General features: G+C 60.1%; 17 protein-coding genes, 2 tRNA genes and 1 rRNA gene. 5 read left to right on the top strand and 15 right to left on the bottom strand.

The window, feature by feature from the left end:
* Nucleotides 1-7: 7 nt before the first annotated feature.
* A complete protein-coding gene (locus ACJ8IN_RS23365) occupies nt 8-187 on the top strand; it encodes a hypothetical protein (protein WP_033649970.1) in 180 nt (59 codons plus the stop codon).
* Nucleotides 184-879 carry a LuxR family transcriptional regulator gene (locus tag ACJ8IN_RS23360; RefSeq protein WP_308326121.1) on the top strand — a complete coding sequence of 232 codons (696 nt, stop codon included), beginning with the start codon at nt 184-186 and terminating at the stop codon, nt 877-879. Before ACJ8IN_RS23365 ends, ACJ8IN_RS23360 begins: the two co-directional genes overlap by 4 nt.
* Nucleotides 880-932: 53 nt before the next feature.
* On the opposite strand, the gene ilvC is transcribed toward ACJ8IN_RS23360, so the two are convergent.
* Entirely contained in the window at nt 933-2,408 is a 1,476-nt protein-coding gene (gene ilvC / locus ACJ8IN_RS23355; protein ID WP_060425250.1) for a ketol-acid reductoisomerase, read from the bottom strand.
* A 168-nt stretch (nt 2,409-2,576) separates the two neighbouring features.
* Between ilvC and ilvY the strand changes: the two genes are divergently transcribed.
* Nucleotides 2,577-3,467 (top strand): HTH-type transcriptional activator IlvY, encoded by an 891-nt coding sequence (gene ilvY, locus ACJ8IN_RS23350; RefSeq protein WP_033636409.1) that lies wholly within the window; start codon nt 2,577-2,579, stop codon nt 3,465-3,467.
* An 8-nt stretch (nt 3,468-3,475) separates the two neighbouring features.
* Here the strand turns inward: ilvY and ACJ8IN_RS23345 are convergent, their stop codons facing one another.
* The 10 genes from ACJ8IN_RS23345 to ACJ8IN_RS23300 all read right to left on the bottom strand — a co-directional run bounded on the left by ACJ8IN_RS23345 (nt 3,476) and on the right by ACJ8IN_RS23300 (nt 13,819).
* Complete coding sequence (locus ACJ8IN_RS23345; RefSeq protein ID WP_060425248.1) at nt 3,476-4,177, bottom strand: DUF2461 domain-containing protein; 702 nt, start codon at nt 4,175-4,177, stop codon at nt 3,476-3,478.
* A gap of 21 nt (nt 4,178-4,198) precedes the next feature.
* Entirely contained in the window at nt 4,199-4,777 is a 579-nt protein-coding gene (locus ACJ8IN_RS23340) for a hypothetical protein (protein WP_060423890.1), read from the bottom strand.
* Entirely contained in the window at nt 4,777-5,772 is a 996-nt protein-coding gene (locus ACJ8IN_RS23335; RefSeq protein WP_033654501.1) for a hypothetical protein, read from the bottom strand. Before ACJ8IN_RS23335 ends, ACJ8IN_RS23340 begins: the two co-directional genes overlap by 1 nt.
* A 112-nt stretch (nt 5,773-5,884) precedes the next feature.
* Complete coding sequence (gene ilvA / locus ACJ8IN_RS23330) at nt 5,885-7,429, bottom strand: threonine ammonia-lyase, biosynthetic (protein WP_015379394.1); 1,545 nt, start codon at nt 7,427-7,429, stop codon at nt 5,885-5,887.
* A 5-nt stretch (nt 7,430-7,434) separates the two neighbouring features.
* On the bottom strand, nt 7,435-9,285 hold the full coding sequence (gene ilvD / locus ACJ8IN_RS23325) for a dihydroxy-acid dehydratase (RefSeq protein WP_033649965.1): 1,851 nt from the start codon (nt 9,283-9,285) through the stop codon (nt 7,435-7,437).
* Nucleotides 9,286-9,361: 76 nt separating this feature from the next.
* Complete coding sequence (locus ACJ8IN_RS23320; RefSeq protein WP_033636413.1) at nt 9,362-10,288, bottom strand: branched-chain amino acid transaminase; 927 nt, start codon at nt 10,286-10,288, stop codon at nt 9,362-9,364.
* 23 nt (nt 10,289-10,311) lie between these two features.
* Nucleotides 10,312-10,569 (bottom strand): acetolactate synthase 2 small subunit, encoded by a 258-nt coding sequence (gene ilvM / locus ACJ8IN_RS23315; protein ID WP_004929955.1) that lies wholly within the window; start codon nt 10,567-10,569, stop codon nt 10,312-10,314.
* Nucleotides 10,566-12,212, bottom strand: a complete 1,647-nt coding sequence (gene ilvG, locus ACJ8IN_RS23310; RefSeq protein WP_060425246.1) for an acetolactate synthase 2 catalytic subunit — start codon at nt 12,210-12,212, stop codon at nt 10,566-10,568. The genes ilvM and ilvG overlap by 4 nt, the downstream gene beginning before the upstream one ends.
* Nucleotides 12,213-12,354: 142 nt before the next feature.
* Nucleotides 12,355-12,453: an ilv operon leader peptide gene (ilvL, locus tag ACJ8IN_RS23305; protein WP_013814970.1), complete on the bottom strand. Its 99-nt coding sequence runs from the start codon at nt 12,451-12,453 to the stop codon at nt 12,355-12,357.
* A 133-nt stretch (nt 12,454-12,586) separates the two neighbouring features.
* Nucleotides 12,587-13,819 carry an MFS transporter gene (locus tag ACJ8IN_RS23300; RefSeq protein ID WP_060425244.1) on the bottom strand — a complete coding sequence of 411 codons (1,233 nt, stop codon included), beginning with the start codon at nt 13,817-13,819 and terminating at the stop codon, nt 12,587-12,589.
* Nucleotides 13,820-14,159: 340 nt separating this feature from the next.
* Between ACJ8IN_RS23300 and ACJ8IN_RS23295 the strand changes: the two genes are divergently transcribed.
* Nucleotides 14,160-15,683 (top strand): YifB family Mg chelatase-like AAA ATPase, encoded by a 1,524-nt coding sequence (locus ACJ8IN_RS23295; RefSeq protein WP_047570072.1) that lies wholly within the window; start codon nt 14,160-14,162, stop codon nt 15,681-15,683.
* A 26-nt stretch (nt 15,684-15,709) separates the two neighbouring features.
* On the opposite strand, the gene ACJ8IN_RS23290 is transcribed toward ACJ8IN_RS23295, so the two are convergent.
* Nucleotides 15,710-16,048 (bottom strand): DUF413 domain-containing protein, encoded by a 339-nt coding sequence (locus tag ACJ8IN_RS23290; protein ID WP_004929946.1) that lies wholly within the window; start codon nt 16,046-16,048, stop codon nt 15,710-15,712.
* A 119-nt stretch (nt 16,049-16,167) separates the two neighbouring features.
* Between ACJ8IN_RS23290 and hdfR the strand changes: the two genes are divergently transcribed.
* Complete coding sequence (hdfR, locus tag ACJ8IN_RS23285) at nt 16,168-16,995, top strand: HTH-type transcriptional regulator HdfR (protein WP_060425242.1); 828 nt, start codon at nt 16,168-16,170, stop codon at nt 16,993-16,995.
* 260 nt (nt 16,996-17,255) lie between these two features.
* Here the strand turns inward: hdfR and ACJ8IN_RS23280 are convergent.
* From ACJ8IN_RS23280 to rrf, 3 genes are all read right to left on the bottom strand, one after another.
* Nucleotides 17,256-17,331, bottom strand: a tRNA-Trp gene (locus ACJ8IN_RS23280).
* A gap of 51 nt (nt 17,332-17,382) precedes the next feature.
* Nucleotides 17,383-17,459 (bottom strand) — tRNA-Asp (locus ACJ8IN_RS23275).
* 94 nt (nt 17,460-17,553) lie between these two features.
* Nucleotides 17,554-17,665: ribosomal RNA gene (rrf, locus tag ACJ8IN_RS23270) — 5S ribosomal RNA — on the bottom strand; the annotation flags it as partial.

The following is a 17,665-nucleotide window of genomic DNA, read 5'->3' as shown; positions in this document are numbered from 1 at the left end:
TGAGAGGATGATTGAAAGAATTTCCCTGGCGTTGGCTTATTTCCGCCCAGAGCTGCTAAGCTCGGGTCTTGGCATTGCTGCCTTTTTGAATTTATTAGCCGAGTATAAATTTCAATCCGCCGCACTGACTAGCTGGACTTTGGTGCAGGTCGGGCTGAGCCGCGAACGACAGGGAGGTTACCAATGACCGTCACATTCGCCAACGCCGTCGCCGCAAGACTGCATCTTGACGGCCGACTGCACGCCTTCAGGCAATTCAAATACGCTTATTTGACCTTCAACAAACACCTTCCCGATCGCCATCTGCTGGTCTCGAGCTACCCGCAAGAATGGCTGGACATCTACAGCGCCAATCGCTATCAGCGCATCGATCCCGTCGTGCGCGCCGCCCATAGTCGCTGCGCGCCCTTTATGTGGCACGACACCCCCGTCACCACCGAGGATCGGCATTACCGGAAGATCTTCAGCCAGGCGCGGGAGTACGACATCGTGCACGGCTGCAGCTTTGTTTTGCACGATCACGACAACAACCTGGCGATCTTGTCGATCAGCGCCACGGCAACCGATGACGCCGAACTGCGGCAGCTGATGGAAGACGAGAGGGCCAGCTTGCAGATGGTATTGGTCGATACCCACCAGCACGCTCTGGCCTTGGCCAGCGCCGAGGCGAGCCGGACAGACCGGCTCTCGCCGCGCGAAGGGGAAATCCTCTACTGGGCCAGCCAGGGCAAAACCTACCATGAGATCGCGCTGATCCTGGGGATAAAAACCGGCACGGTGAAGTTTCACATCGGCAATGCGGTGCGTAAGCTGGGGGTCGCCAACGCCAAACACGCGATCCGGCGCTGCCTCGAACGGCAATTGATCACGCCACCGTAGGCATAAAAAAGCCGGCATCGCTGCCGGCTCTGTGTGCTTTGCCTTGCGGGAAATCAGCCCGCAACGGCGATGCGTTTCATGTCGGTCATGTAGCCACGCAGTTTGCGGCCGACGGTTTCGATAGGGTGGCTGCGCACCGCTTCGTTCACGTCACGCAGCTGCGCGTTGTCCACCGCCGTACCCGCCACGGCTTTGCCCAAATCGCCCGCCTGCAGGGTGGTCATGAAGTCCTTCAGCAACGGCACCGCCGCGTTGGCGAACAGGTAGTTGCCGTACTCTGCGGTATCGGAGATAACCACGTTCATTTCATACAGACGCTTACGCGCAATGGTGTTGGCGATCAGCGGCAGCTCGTGCAGCGATTCGTAGTAAGCCGACTCTTCGATGATGCCGGCATCGACCATGGTTTCGAACGCCAGCTCAACGCCCGCTTTCACCATCGCCACCATCAGCACGCCGTGATCGAAGTACTCTTGCTCGCTGATTTTGCCTTCAAACTGCGGCGCATTCTCGAACGCGGTTTTGCCGGTCTCTTCGCGCCAGGTCAGCAATTTCACATCGTCTTCCGCCCAGTCGGCCATCATGCCGCTCGAGAAAGCGCCGGAGATGATGTCGTCCATGTGCTTCTGGAACAGCGGCGCCATGATGGTTTTCAGCTGTTCGGACAGCGCATAGGCACGCAGCTTGGCCGGGTTGGACAGGCGATCCATCATCAGGGTGATGCCGCCCTGCTTCAGCGCTTCAGTGATGGTTTCCCAGCCGAACTGAATCAGTTTCTCGGCGTAAGCCGGATCGGTGCCCTCAACAACCAGCTTGTCGAAGCACAGCAGCGAACCCGCCTGCAGCATGCCGCACAGAATGGTCTGCTCGCCCATCAGGTCGGATTTCACTTCGGCGACGAAGGAGGACTCCAGCACGCCGGCGCGGTGGCCACCGGTCGCCGCAGCCCAGGCCTTGGCGATCGCCATGCCTTCGCCTTTCGGATCGTTTTCCGGGTGAACCGCAATCAGGGTCGGCACGCCGAAGCCGCGCTTGTACTCTTCGCGCACTTCGGTGCCCGGGCATTTCGGCGCGACCATCACCACGGTGATGTCTTTACGCACCTGCTCACCCACTTCAACGATGTTGAAGCCATGGGAGTAACCCAGCGCCGCGCCGTCTTTCATCAGCGGCTGCACCGCACGCACCACGGAAGAGTGCTGCTTGTCGGGCGTCAGGTTGACCACCAGATCCGCCTGCGGGATCAGGTCTTCGTAGGTGCCGACCTTGAAGCCGTTTTCGGTCGCCTTGCGCCAGGAAGCGCGCTTCTCGTCGATCGCTTCTTTGCGCAGGGCATAGGCGACGTCCAGACCGGAATCGCGCATGTTCAGCCCCTGGTTCAGACCCTGGGCGCCACAGCCGACAATCACCACTTTTTTACCTTTCAGGTAGCCGGCTTCGTCAGCAAATTCGTCGCGCGCCATAAAGCGGCATTTACCCAATTGCGCCAACTGCTGACGCAGGTTCAATGTGTTGAAATAGTTAGCCATGGTGGTACTCCGGTTTGATGTTGTCTTGCATTGTTATTTTCATTCCCCGCCCTGTCTGTGCGGAGATTCGTTAAACTCAATGTATAACAGGAAATGCGTTGCTTAAATTGATATATTGAGAACGTGATATTGCAATTTTTGCAACACTCTCACTGCGAGCGTATCGATATGGATTTACGTGATTTAAAGCTGTTCCTGCATCTGGCCGAAAGCCATCACTTCGGGCGCACCGCCAAGGCGATGCATGTCAGCCCGTCGACGCTCTCCCGCCAGATCCAGCGGCTGGAAGAGATCCTCGGGCAGCCGCTGTTCCTGCGCGATAACCGCACCGTGCAGCTGACCGACGCCGGCGAACAGCTGAAAGAATTCGCCCAGCAAACGCTGCTGCAGTACCAGCAGCTGAAGCACTCGCTCGGCCAGCACGGCCCTTCGCTGAGCGGCGAACTGCGGTTGTTCTGCTCGGTGACCGCGGCGTACAGCCACCTGCCGCCGATCCTCGATCGCTTCCGCGCGCAGCACCCGCTGGTGGAGATTAAGCTGACCACCGGCGACGCCGCCGACGCGGTCGACAAAGTGCAATCCAACGAGGCCGATCTCGGCATCGCCGGCCGGCCGGAAACGCTGCCCGCCAGCGTGGCGTTCACCAAAATCGGCGAAATCCCGCTGGTGCTGATCGCGCCGGCGCTGCCCTGCGCGGTGCGCAGCCAGGCGTTCGCCGACAGGCCCGACTGGGCCGAGATCCCGTTCATCCTGCCGGAGCACGGCCCTTCGCGAAAACGCATCGAGCTGTGGTTCCGCCGCCACCGCATCAGCAATCCGCTGATTTACGCCACCGTCGGCGGCCACGAAGCCATCGTGTCGATGGTCGCCCTGGGCTGCGGCATCGCACTGATCCCGAGCGTGGTGGTGGACAACAGCCCGGAGCCGGTACGCAACCGCATCTCGCAGCTGGATAACATCTCGATGGTCGAACCGTTCGAGCTGGGGGTCTGCGTTCAGAAAAAGCGCCTCAGCGATCCGCTGATCGACGCCTTTTGGCGCTTGCTGCATCCCCGCTGACGCGGGGTTTACAGATCCGCCGGATCGATCTGCTTCATCGTCTCTACCTGCATCAGCCAGTGGTAGAGCGGCTCAAGCTGCAAAAATGCCCCGGCCAGCAGCGGCACCAGATCGGCACTGAACAGCTTTTCCACTTCGCTGTCGGTCACCATCACCGCGAACGATTTGCGGTTGTACCAGGTGGCGATCTCTGCCGCCTGCTCCTTAACCAGCGGGCGCTTGTAGCTTTCGCCCACCAGCTCGAACGGCGGCCGGCAGCAGGCGGCCACCTCAAGGAAAGGCTGCGGCCGCTGCCTCAGCGTATGGCGGAACAGATCCATGGTCGGCTTGTTGGCGCTGTAGTAGCCGAGCCCATAGCGCAGCATGTCCGGCCCCAGTTCGAAAAAGTAGACCGGCGCGTCTTTCCAGTCTTTGCTCGGGCGCTTGAACGTCAGCCACATGCGGCTGCGGTAGCGCGATTTGTCATGTGAAAAACGCGTATCGCGATGAATGCGCGACAGCGTTTTGCCGATCGCCGGGCGAGTCTCGAACAGCGGATCGATCGCCAGCATGCCGGGAGCCAACTGCTCCACCAGCGCGCGAAACGGCGCCAGCAGCTCGCGATCGTAGATGTCGCGGTTGCCGTCGAACCACGCCTTATCGTTCTCGATCCGCACCTGCTGCAGGAAATTCAGACCCTGCTGGCTAAAGCCGGAGAAGGGTTGCGTCATAAGTTTTTCCGTTCTGACGGTTTATCGGGTGTTGCGCAGATCTTCTCTCTGCCAACGGCGTTTGATAAATACGCGCCGACGCGTGCGAAAATAAGCGACATAGAGAGAGAACGCCGCCCGGTTGCTGAATAGCGCCCCGCCAACCACGCCCCCCAGCAGCATGGCGACAGTGGCGATGCCGGTCATCCCCGCCGCCCACGCCGCCGCGGCGCCAAGGCAAAACAGGCCGAGCATGCCAAGGTAATATTGCAGCAATACCACCCCGCTGTTTTTACCCTGCACCAGTTGGAACAGGATCAACGTCATCCACACCGCCACGATCGCGCCGCTGCCCATGAGAACGGCGGCGGAAGTCTTGCCGCTCCAGGCGGCCGCCACGTCCGTGGCCAGACCCATCACGCCCGCCAGCCCCAGCGTCAGGCAAACCATCAGCAACATGACATTGCCGACGCCCGGCGGCGACAGCCGCTGGCCCGGCGTCAGGAAATGCTGCTCGAGCTGCGCATCCACACCGGCGAAAAGCGCGCCATCGCGCGCCGCGATTTGGCGTTCCATCTCCCGGCCCTGCGCGATCAGGCGTTTAATCATCCAGTCCGCCATTACCTCACCATCTGCGGCAATTTCTGCATAATGCCCACAAAATACTGCCCGGTGGTTTTCACATTCACCGGCGCAGACAGGGTGCCGCTGATGCCGCTGCCCACGAACGTCAATGAGTTATTGAGCGCCGAATGCAATTGCTGGCGCAGCCCGTTTTGGATCGCTTCCGTCGGGTAGCGCTTCGGGTATAAGCCGTTCTTCACCATCTCTTTCAAGACGTTATTGGAAATTCCCGGATTTTCCGCCCGAATGATGTTTTCGGTCAGCCGCTTCCTTTCGCTACGGGGCATGCTTTTCAGCCATTCCGTCGCCTTGCGCGCCGAAATGCGGCGCATGGCGCGGTAGGTCATCGTCGCTTCCTTCAGGGCAGCCCCGGCACTGGCCAGCGAGATCACATCGAGCACGGTACTGGTAGCGATATACCACTGTTCTGAGTCGAGCTGAGCCAGTTCATCGCCTTTCCCGTCATAAAGCTTGTTGACGCGGTACAGCCCATTGCCGCACTGCAACGCGCTGGCGGCCATGCCGGCATAGCCCAGATAAGCCACCGCCGAGCTGGTGCCGCCGGTAAACGGCACGGCGACGCTGCCCGACGCCAGTAAAAATACCGATACCAGCAGCGTTCCGCACGACAGCGCGGCCGAGGCCAACTCTTTGCTGACGCTGGGTTTGCTCAACGCTTCCGACAGCGTATTGGTCGCGGCAACGCGTGAAGTATGAGCCACCGTTTTGCTGATGACCACGTGGGTAACCTGCGAAGCGTTTGAGTAACCGGTGTGCTGCGTCGGGCGGACTAAAAATGAGTTCTGCCCGTCGGAAAAAATAATGCCCACGCCATGAAAGGCGAGGCTGCAGTCCAGCGAGTCCTGCAAGGCTTGCAGATTAATATCGCGATAGAATTCTTGTACGCCGGTATTGCCCAACAGGCGGGCAAACTCGGCGTTGGTCAAATCGTCTTCGGGGGAACCGAACGGCGTAGAAAAAGCGGTTTTCATTGTCGTGCATCCCTATACGTCAGAAGTCTTGGCAGTATAAAAATGCACGACAAAATCACAACCATGCAACCCATAAACTGACTAACGCGTCACGGTTGCTTATCAATCCGACTCACCCCTGCAAAAAGAAGCGGAACGCCGGGTTGTCGGTTTCGTCGTGGCAATCGTAGCCCAGCGCCTGCAGGTGCCGCTCGAATTCCGGCTCGCTTTGCGCCAGCTCGAAGGCCGCCAGCACCCGGCCGAAGTCGGTGCCGTGGCTGCGATAGTGGAACAGCGAAATGTTCCAGTGCGTGCCCAGCGTCTGCAGGAACTTCAGCAGCGCGCCCGGCGACTCCGGAAACTCAAAGCTGTACAGCCGTTCGCGCAGCGGCTTCGATGGACGCCCGCCCACCATGTAGCGCACGTGCAGCTTGGCCATCTCGTCGTCCGACAGATCCACCACCTGATAACCGTCGGCGTTGAGTTCGTCGATGATCTCCCGCCGTTCTGCGTGGCCGCGCGTCAGACGCACGCCGACGAAAATGCAGGCGTTATCGGCATCGGCGTAGCGGTAGTTGAATTCGGTCACCGAGCGGCCGCCCAGCAGTTGGCAAAACTTGAGGAAGCTGCCCTGCTGTTCCGGAATGGTTACCGCCAATAGCGCTTCGCGCTGTTCGCCCAGTTCGCAACGTTCGGAAACGTAGCGCAGCCCGTGGAAGTTGAGGTTGGCGCCGGACAGCACGTGCGCCAGACGCTCGCCCTGAATGTTGTGCTGCTGCACGTACTTTTTCAGCCCCGCCAGCGCCAGCGCGCCGGAAGGTTCGGCAATGGCGCGCACGTCCTCGAACAGATCTTTGACCGCCGCGCAGATGGCGTCGCTGTCCACGGTGATCACGTCGTCCAGATACTCACGGCATAGGCGGAACGTTTCGTCTCCGATGCGCTTCACCGCCACGCCTTCGGCGAACAACCCGACGCGCGCCAGATCCACCGGATGGCCGGCATCCAGGGCCGCGCGCAGGCAGGCGGAGTCTTCCGCTTCGACGCCAATCACTTTGATCTGCGGCATCAGCTGCTTGATCAGCACCGCCACCCCGGCGGCCAGGCCGCCGCCGCCGACCGGCACGAAGACCCGATCCAGATGCGCGTCTTGCTGCAGCAGCTCCATCGCCAGCGTGCCCTGCCCGGCGATCACCGTCGGATGATCGAACGGCGGCACGAAGGTCATTCCTTGCTGTTGGGAAAGCTCGATCGCCTTCGCTTTCGCCTCGTCGAAATTGGCGCCGTGCAGCAGCACTTCGCCGCCAAAGCCGCGCACCGCATCCACCTTGATGTCCGCGGTGGACACCGGCATCACGATCAGCGTTTTGATCCCCAGCCGTTTACCGGAGAAGGCGACGCCCTGCGCATGGTTGCCGGCCGAAGCCGTTACGACGCCGCGCGCCTTCTGCTCTTCGTCCAGCCCGGCGATCATCGCATAGGCCCCGCGCAGCTTGAAGCTGTGCACCGGCTGGCGATCTTCGCGCTTCACCAAAATGGTGTTGCCGAGGCGCGAAGAGATTTTGCTCATGGCCTGCAACGGGGTGACCTGCGCCACCTCGTAGACCGGCGAGCGCAGTACCGCTCGCAGATATTCCGCGCCACAGGGGGCGCTGGGTAGGGGTTGAGATACCGCCATACTGCTTATCCCCCCAGTTTGCTCTTGTCGCGCACTGCGCCTTTGTCGGCGCTGGTGGCCAACGAGGCGTAAGCGCGCAGCGCGAAGGACACCTGACGTTCACGGTTTTTCGGCGTCCAGGCCGCATCGCCGCGCGCCAGTTCCGCCTCATGCCGCGCCGCCAGCTCCTGCTCGCTGACATCCAGCTGGATGCCGCGATGCGGAATGTCGATCGCGATCATGTCGCCGTCCTGCACCAGGGCGATCAGGCCGCCGTTGGCCGCCTCCGGCGAGGCGTGGCCGATGGACAGCCCGGAGGTGCCGCCGGAGAAACGCCCGTCGGTGATCAGCGCACACGCCTTGCCCAGCCCCATCGATTTCAGATACGTGGTTGGGTAAAGCATTTCCTGCATGCCCGGCCCGCCTTTCGGCCCTTCGTAACGGATAACGACCACGTCGCCCGCCACCACTTTGCCGCCGAGGATAGCTTCTACCGCATCATCCTGGCTTTCATAGACTTTGGCCGGGCCGCGGAAGGTGAGGATTTCCTTGTCTACGCCGGCGGTTTTGACGATACAGCCGTTTTCCGCCAGGTTGCCGTACAGCACCGCCAGCCCGCCGTCCTGACTGTAGGCGTGCTCACGGGTGCGGATGCAGCCCTCCTTGCGGTCGGTGTCCAGCGAATCCCAGCGGCAGTCCTGAGAGAATGCCTGCGTGGTGCGGATACCGGCCGGCCCGGCGGAGTACATTTTCTTGACGCTTTCGTCGCGGGTCAGCATCACGTCGTAGGCTTCCAGCGTCTGCGGCAGGGTCAGCCCCAGCACGTTGTTCACCTCGCGGTTCAGCAAACCGGCGCGATCCAGCTCGCCGAGAATGCCGATTACGCCGCCGGCGCGGTGCACGTCTTCCATATGATATTTCTGCGTGCTCGGCGCCACCTTGCACAGGTGCGGCACTTTGCGCGACAGGCGGTCGATGTCTTCCATGGTGAAGTCCACCTCGCCTTCCTGTGCCGAAGCCAGCAGGTGCAGCACGGTGTTGGTCGAGCCGCCCATGGCGATGTCCAGCGTCATGGCGTTCTCAAACGCCGCCTTGTTGGCGATATTGCGCGGCAGCGCGCTCTCGTCGTCCTGCTCGTAATAGCGTTTGGTCAGCTCGACGATGCGCTTGCCGGCGTTGAGGAACAGCGCTTTGCGATCGGCGTGGGTGGCCAGCAGCGAGCCGTTGCCCGGCTGCGACAGGCCCAGCGCTTCGGTCAGGCAGTTCATCGAGTTGGCGGTAAACATGCCGGAGCAGGAACCGCAGGTCGGGCAGGCGGAACGCTCGATCTGCTCGCTGTCGGCGTCGCTGACGTTCGGGTTCGCGCCCTGGATCATCGCGTCCACCAGATCCAGCTTGATGATCTGATTGGAGAGTTTGGTCTTGCCGGCTTCCATCGGGCCACCGGAGACGAAGATCACCGGGATATTCAGGCGCAACGCCGCCATCAGCATGCCCGGGGTGATCTTGTCGCAGTTGGAGATGCACACCATCGCGTCGGCGCAGTGGGCATTCACCATGTATTCGACCGAGTCGGCGATCAGCTCGCGCGACGGCAGGGAATAGAGCATGCCGCCGTGGCCCATGGCGATGCCGTCATCCACCGCGATGGTGTTGAACTCTTTGGCCACGCCGCCGGAGGCTTCGATCTGCTCAGCGACCAGTTTGCCCAGATCGCGCAGATGCACGTGGCCCGGCACGAACTGGGTAAAGGAGTTGACCACGGCGATGATCGGCTTGCCGAAATCGGCGTCGGTCATCCCGGTCGCGCGCCACAATGCGCGGGCACCCGCCATGTTGCGGCCGTGGGTGGTGGTGGCGGAACGGTACTTAGGCATGCTCTTTTCACTCCAAATGTATTTATGACAGGCGGCGAACGAACCGCCTGGATATTCTTATCTGTCTGTCTTGTCGTTACGGATTGACCGGATCCAGCCAGCCGTATTTGTCTTCTGTCTTGCCGCTGAACAGGCCGAAGAACGCCTGTTGGATCTGTTTGGTCACCGGGCCGCATTTGCCGATGCCGACCTGAATGCCGTCCACGCTGCGCACCGGCGTGATTTCCGCCGCGGTGCCGGACATGAACACTTCGTCGGCCAGGTACAGCGATTCGCGCGACAGCACCTGCTCACGCACTTCGAAGCCCATGTCTTTCGCCAGCTTGATGATCGCGTCGCGGGTGATGCCCGGCAGCGCCGAAGAGGTGAACGGCGGGGTGTAAATCACGCCGTCTTTCACTTCAAACAGGTTCTCGCCCGCCCCTTCGGAAATGTAGCCGTGCACGTCGAGCGCAATGCCTTCCTGATAGCCGTGGCGACGCGCTTCGCTGCCCACCAGCAGAGAGGAAAGATAGTTGCCGCCGGCCTTGGCCGCGGTGGGGATGGTGTTTGGTGCGACGCGGTGCCAGGAGGAGACCATCGCGTCGATGCCTTGATCCAGCGCTTCTTCACCCAGATAAGCGCCCCAAGGAAACGCCGCGATAATCACGTCCGTTTTGTAACCGGCCGGCGGGTTGACGCCCATGCCGACATCGCCGACGAACACCAGCGGGCGGATGTACGCGCTGACCAGGTTGTTCTTGCGCAACGTGGCACGGCAGGCTTCCATCAGTTCGTCAACGCTTTGCGAAACCGGCATGCGGTAGATTTTCGCCGAATCGTGCAGGCGCTGCATATGCTCGCGATGACGGAACACTACCGGCCCCAAGTGCGAGTCGTAGCAGCGCACCCCCTCAAATACCGACGTGCCGTAATGCAGCGCGTGCGACATCACGTGCACTTTGGCCTCGGCCCAGGGAACCATCTCACCATTGAACCAAATGTAATCGGCTTTCTTTGTCATTGTTATTTATCCTTCTCGGCGCCTCAGGCGCGTATTTGTTGTGATGTTGGCTGCTGGATCTCGACGCAGGAGACGTCCATCAGTTTGCTTAATTGAGATGACAACAGGGCAACCGGACGCGGGCTGGCAACGGTCAATTCGATATTGATGCTGTCGGCGTTGGCCGGGGAAACCATATTCATAGCACAAACCTGAAAGCCGCGATGACGCACGACCCGCAATACGCGCTCTAACATTTCGGGGCGAAAACGCGCCTGGATCGAGAGTTGATGCTGCATCATGATATTTCCTCCAACATGGTTTCGTTGCCGGCGCCCGGCGGCACCAGCGGCCAGACGTTTTCGAGTTCGTCGATAGAGACCTGCAGCAGATAAGGGCCTTCGGTGTTGAACAGCGCCTCGAGCGCGCCCTCCACCTGATCCTTGCGGCTGATGCGCTGGCCGGGAATGCCGAAGGCGGCGGCCAGCATCAGGAAGTCGGGGTTATCGGACAGGTTGGTTTCACTGTAGCGGCCGTCGAAGAACAGCTGCTGCCATTGACGCACCATTCCGAGGCGCTGGTTGTCCAGCAGCACGATCTTCAGCGGCAGCTGTTTGCGCTTGATGGTGCCCAGTTCCTGCACGTTCATCATGAAGGAGCCATCGCCCGAGACGCAGATAACCGTATCTTGCGGGCGCGCGATCTGGGCCCCTACTGCCGCCGGCACGCCGAACCCCATGGTGCCGAGGCCGCTGGAGGTGATGAAATTCTCCGGGCGTTCGAACGTCATGTGCTGCGCGCTCCACATCTGGTGCTGGCCCACGTCGGTGGTCACCACGCTGTTGGCCGGCTTGCGGGCGGACAGCTGGCGCAAGAACAGCGGCGCGTAGATCGGCTGGCCGGGGTGATCGTAGCGGCAGGCGTGGTCGGCTTTCAGCGCCGTCACCTGCTGCTGCCAAGGGGCGATGTTCAGCGGGCGCTGCAACGCCGGCAGCAACGCTTTCAGATCGCCCTGCAGGGCCACATGCGCCTGGCGCAGCTTGCTCATTTCCGCCGGGTCGATATCCATGTGGATCACTTTGGCGTGCGGCGCGAAGGCGTTCAGTTTGCCGGTCACGCGGTCATCGAAACGCGCGCCGACGGCAATCAGCAGATCGCACTCCTGCACCGCCAGGTTGGCAGCCTTGGTGCCGTGCATGCCCAACATGCCGAGGTACAGCGGATCTTGCGCATCCGGCGCGCCCAGCCCCTTCAGGGTGGCGACGTTCGGCATGCGGGTCACGGCGATGAACTCGCGCAACGCCGGCACCGCCTGCGCCATGCCCACGCCGCCGCCGACGTACAGCATCGGTTTGTGCGCCTGCGCCAGCAGCTCGGCCGCCTCCGCCAACGCCGCCGCCGGGAATGCCGGCGCTTCGTCGACCGGCATCAGATGCGGGTGCAAGTCGCCCTGCGCCAGCTGGATGTCTTTCGGGATATCGATCAGCACCGGGCCAGGACGGCCGCCGGCGGCGATGGCGAAGGCTTCCGCCATAATGCCCGGCAGCGCGTCCAGCGATTCCACCAGGAAGCTGTGCTTGGTGCAGGCCAGAGACAGGCCGAGAACATCGATCTCCTGAAAGGCATCGGTGCCGATCAGCGCGGAACCCACCTGACCGGTGATGGCGACAACGGGAACGGAATCGAGCAGCGCATCAGCCAGGCCGGTGATCAGGTTGGTGGCGCCGGGGCCGGAAGTGGCGATGCAAACGCCGACTTTGCCGGTGGCGCGGGCGTAGCCGATGGCGGCCATCGCGGCGCCCTGTTCATGGCGGCACAGCAGGTGTTCCACTCCGCCGTCGTACAACGCATCGTACACCGGCATGATTGCCCCGCCCGGATAGCCGAATACGGTATCCACCCCCTGCGCACGCAACGCTTGAACTACCCACTGAGCGCCATTCATAGTTATTTCCCCGCCTTACTTCGACAACTGCAGGATTTTGTTCTGTTTTTCATGCTCTGCCCCTTGCTCCACTTTTCTCTTGCCAATAAAAAACCCCCGGACCTGACGGTGCGGGGGTTCTCTTGCGATTCCGGCTTGTTTGCTAAGCCTTTCTTCGTCCAAGTGCAGCCCCGCACGGTGGGATAATAATCACCACCACGCTAATCACGACTAGGCTAATCACTTGGGCAAAGGCTTTCATAATGGGTTTGTTCACTGTGCTCATTCAGAACTAATGCTTACAGAGGTACCATAGTCGCGCGCGGCATGACAACACTTTTTTTGCGTTATTATTCGGCGCAATCTGGTCATACCTCACGCGAATCGCCCGGATTTCACACGTTGGCGCGCACGCCCGGATTTCTCATCGCGTCAGTGATCGCCTTGCCGCGCGTATCCTTGCCGAAGAACACCAACAGGGCGATCGCCAGCGCCACCGTACCGGCGACGATCGCCATCGCCAGGCCGTAATTATGCCCATGATGTTCGGCGATGGTCGCCTGCAGCGTGGCGTTGACCGAGGCGATCAGGTTACCCAACTGGTACACGAACCCCGGCAGCACCGCGCGGGTGTTGGCCGGCACCAGCTCAGTCAGGTAGGTCGGCACCACGCCCCAGGCGCCCTGCACCATGAACTGCATCAGGAAAGCGCCGATCCCCAACATCAGCGAACCGCTGGAAAATGCCCACAGCGGGATCACCGGCAGCGCCAGCAACGCGGCGATGATGATCGCTTTTTTGCGGCCGATCTTTTCCGACAACGAACCGAAGAAAACGCCGCCGATAATTGACGCGATATTGTAGCTAATGGCGATGATACTGACGGTTTTTGGATCGAAACCATGCTGAACTTTCAGAAACACCGGATACAGATCCTGCGTGCCGTGGGAGAAGAAATTGAACGCCGCCATCAGCAGCACCAGATAGCAGCACAGCTTCCAGTGGCTCTTCAACACCGGCAGCAAGGCAGAGCTTTCCTTGCGTTCACGCGCCGCCAGCCACACCGGCGACTCCTGCACGCAATAATAAATAAACGGCAGCAGCAGGATCGGCGCCGCGCCGATGACAAACATGCCGCGCCAGCCGACCGTTTCGAACAACAGGCCGTACACCACCGCCGCCAGCAGATAACCGAACGGATAGCCGGCCTGGAAAATGCCCGACATCAGGCCGCGCGAGCGGTCCGGTATGGTTTCCATCGCCAACGACGACGCCACGCCCCAGATGCCGCCCATCGCAACGCCGTACAACACCCGCAACAGCAAGAAGACCGTCAGCGAGGGCGCGGCGGCGGAGAGCAGCTCAAACACCGAGAAGAAGACGATATTCAGCATCAGGATCGGCTTGCGGCCATATTTTTCCGCCGCACGCCCGAAGATCAGCGCGCCAATCGGGCGCACCGCCAGCGTGAGCAGAATCGCCAACGTCACCTGTTCCAGACCGACGTGAAAGGATTGCGCGATGTCACTGAGTAAGAATACCAGCACGAAAAAATCGAAAGCGTCGAGCGTCCAGCTTGAAAAGCTGGCGATTGCCGCGTTGCGTTGCAGCGGGGTCCAACCAAACATAGTGTTATCCCTACCGTAGAGTACGAAGTCAGGAGGTTTAGCGGCTGCCGGGCAGAATGCGGCGGCGGTCGGGGTTTGTTAAATAAGTGATTTTTCTTTTAATCAATTGTTAATACACCCGTTAACCCTATGGTTGCAATGCGTATGGGCCGCTAATATGTTGCAGCCTTCAGCGAATTGTTAATGGGTATTGCCGCAGGTTGCGAGGCGGCTCGCACAACCTCATTTATTTCGATGAAAATCAGCGATTACTCTGCTAAATGCATCGAAAAACCACCAATAACGCCGCGTAATGGCCGGATAAATCACGCATCATGTCGCCCTTAGTAAGGAGAGCGATATGTCACTGGCGGTAATCTATAGCCGCGCCATCATCGGCGTTCAGGCCCCTTCCGTGACGGTGGAGGTGCATATCAGCAATGGCCTGCCCGGCCTGACGCTGGTCGGCCTGCCGGAAACCACGGTAAAAGAGGCGCGCGATCGGGTGCGCAGCGCCCTGATCAATAACGGTTTCACCTTTCCCGCCCGGCGCATCACCGTCAATTTGGCGCCCGCCGATCTGCCGAAAGAAGGCGGGCGTTACGATCTGCCGATAGCGCTGGCGATCCTCGCCGCCTCCGAGCAATTGCCCCTCGCACCGTTGGCGCGCTACGAGTTTCTTGGCGAGCTCGCGCTGTCCGGCTCACTGCGCGCGGTCAGGGGCGCGATCCCGGCGGCGCTGGCGGCGGCTGATGCCGGGCGACAACTGATCCTCTCAACGGACAACGCCGCCGAAGTCGGCCTGATCGCGCAGTCGCACTCCCATACCGCCCGGCACCTGTTGGAAGTCTGTGCCTTTCTGCTCGGCCAGGGCGAACTGCCGGTGGCGGCCACGCCTCCCGCTGCGGACACCGCCTGCGACAGCGCCGATCTGCGCGATATCATCGGCCAGGAGCAAGCCAAGCGGGCACTGGAGATCGCCGCCGCTGGCGGGCATAACCTATTGCTGATTGGGCCGCCGGGCACCGGTAAAACCATGCTGGCCAGCCGCCTCACGGGCCTACTGCCACCGCTCACGGAGCCTGAGGCGCTGGAAAGTCTGGCGGTCGCCAGCTTGCAGCATCACATTCCCGCTGCCTTACCATGGCGCCAGAGGCCGTTTCGCGCACCGCACCACAGCGCCTCGATGGCGGCATTGGTCGGCGGCGGCTCACTGCCGCGACCGGGCGAGATCTCGATGGCGCATAACGGCGTGCTGTTTCTGGATGAACTGCCGGAATTCGAGCGTAAGGTACTGGATGCGCTGCGTGAGCCGTTGGAATCCGGCGAGATCGTGATTTCACGCGCCAACGCCAAGGTCTGTTTCCCCGCCAGAGTGCAGCTGATCGCGGCAATGAACCCCAGCCCGACGGGGCATTATCAGGGGTTGCACAATCGCGCCTCACCGCAGCAGGTGTTGCGCTATCTGGCCCGGCTGTCAGGGCCTTTTCTCGACCGTTTCGATCTGTCTATCGAAGTGCCGCTGTTGCCGCCGGGAACACTCAGTCATCGGAAAACACACGGAGAAAGCAGCGAACAAGTGCGGAAAAGAGTGCTGCAGGCACGCGCCCGGCAACTCGAACGCGCCGGTAAAGTCAACGCGCTGCTGAGCAACCGCGAAGTGGAACGGGATTGCGTTCTGCAGGCGGCAGACGCCGAGTTTTTGGAAGCGACGTTAAACACGCTGGGGTTATCGGTTCGCGCCTGGCAGCGCATCTTGAAAGTGGCGCGCACGCTGGCGGATTTGGCGGGAGATGCTGAGCTCGACAGGCGCCACCTCAGCGAAGCGCTGGGCTATCGCAGCATGGACCGCCTGCTGTTACAACTGCATCGTAGTCTGGAATGAAAATGGGGCCGCAGGCCCCATCGTCTTTAGTCTTCGCTGTCGCTGTAATCTTCTACTGCGTCAGCCTGCGGTTTACCGCCGGACAGAGTATGGAATTTCTTCGGGCGACGTGTGCGCGCCAGATATTTAGCCCATACTTTTTCCTGCTCGGTAGCCGCTTCGCGCTCACCGCGGCACACTGCGACGAACAGTTGTTCTTCTTCAGTGGCCGGCTGGCGTTTGCCCGAGTCCAGCTCGTTAAACGCGTAGCCGAAGCGCTCTAGCAATTGCGCCTCTTTAATGGTGAAATCGCCGTGACGGGAGAACCCGCGAGGGTAATGTTTATTATCAAAAAAACGATTGGTCGTGGTGAAGCTATCCGCCATCTGACACGCTCCTAATTCTCTTATGGCCGTGCTGTTTATGGCGCGGAGTATTAGATAGGCTTGACAGCGTGTAAAACAAAACATTTAAATCTTAACGACAAATTTTTTTGGAGATAGGTGTGGATACCGAATTACTGAAAACCTTTTTGGAGGTCAGTAGAACGCGTCACTTTGGCAGAGCCGCAGAATCTTTGTACTTAACGCAGTCCGCGGTCAGTTTCCGCATCCGTCAGTTAGAAAACCAGCTGGGCGCCAATTTATTTACCCGTCATCGCAATAATATCCGCCTGACGCCTGCCGGCGAGCGGCTTCTGCCCTATGCTGAGAGCCTGATGAACACCTGGCAGTTGGCGAAGAAGGAGGTCGTGCGTTCGCTGCAACACACCGAGTTGTCGATCGGCGCTACCGCTTCGCTGTGGGAGGCCTATCTGACCCCTTGGCTACAGGCGCTTTATCAACAACGCGAAGCGCTGCAGCTAGAAGCCAGGGTGGCATTAAGGCACTCTTTGGTAAAACAACTGCATGAAAGGCAGCTCGATTTACTGATCACCACTGAACCGCCGAAGATGGATGAGTTGGCCAGCCAGCAGCTGAGCAATTTCTCATTACGCCTGTTCTCATCCGCTTATCGTGACAAACAGGCCCCAATGCCCTACATCAAACTGGAATGGGGAGCCGACTTCCACCAACAGGAAAACCGCATGCTGGAAGGCGATAGCGTGCCGGTGCTTACCACCACCTCTGCTCACCTGACGCGTCAGCTGTTGGAAACCACGGGCGGATGCGCTTTCCTGCCCAGCCAGTGGGAAAAAGAGTATCCACAGTTGGTGGCCGCCACCGAGATCCCGCCGATTATCCGCCCACTGTATGCCGTCTGGTTGCAAAACAGCGATCAACAGCCTTTGATTCGGCAATTACTTAAAATACCTTTAAATACCGCAACCTAAAGCGTTATGGCGGCCTTAAACGCCGTCATCGTGGTCATGCCTGTCTATCACACCAAAACGCGCTCATCGCCTTCTGAGAGAAGATAATGCAAAACGAGATAAGAATTAGGAGGCCGGCAGGATAGAGTTCGGAGGAACATGAAGCAACCAGGATCGGGCAAACATCGGCATATAGCGTCAAAAGCGCTCTATTCCAAAGCGGTAAGGAAGAAAAATGATAGGCAAAAAAAACCCTTTGCTTTCGCAAAGGGTTCTTAATATGGCAGGGGCGGAGAGACTCGAACTCGCGACACCCGGTTTTGGAGACCGGTGCTCTACCAACTGAGCTACGCCCCTAAATCTCGCTTAACATTATGCCTGCTAATAAAGCAGGCATAATTAAATAAGTGGCGGAACGGACGGGGCTCGAACCCGCGACCCCCTGCGTGACAGGCAGGTATTCTAACCAACTGAACTACCGCTCCACCGATTCTTTTACGTTGCATCTTTCGATGCCGGCAATATCGCGCTCTGCGATTTGCGCATTACCAGTCGTCACGCTGATAACGTTTGTTTGATGCCTGGCAGTGTCCTACTCTCGCATGGGGAGACCCCACACTACCATCGGCGCTACGGCGTTTCACTTCTGAGTTCGGCATGGGGTCAGGTGGGACCACCGCGCTATTGCCGC

Origin of the sequence: Serratia sp. CY31944, assembly GCF_052169175.1 — a bacterium.
GTDB classification, from domain to species: Bacteria; Pseudomonadota; Gammaproteobacteria; order Enterobacterales; family Enterobacteriaceae; genus Serratia; species Serratia sarumanii.
This window is presented reverse-complemented; position numbering and strand designations above follow the sequence as displayed.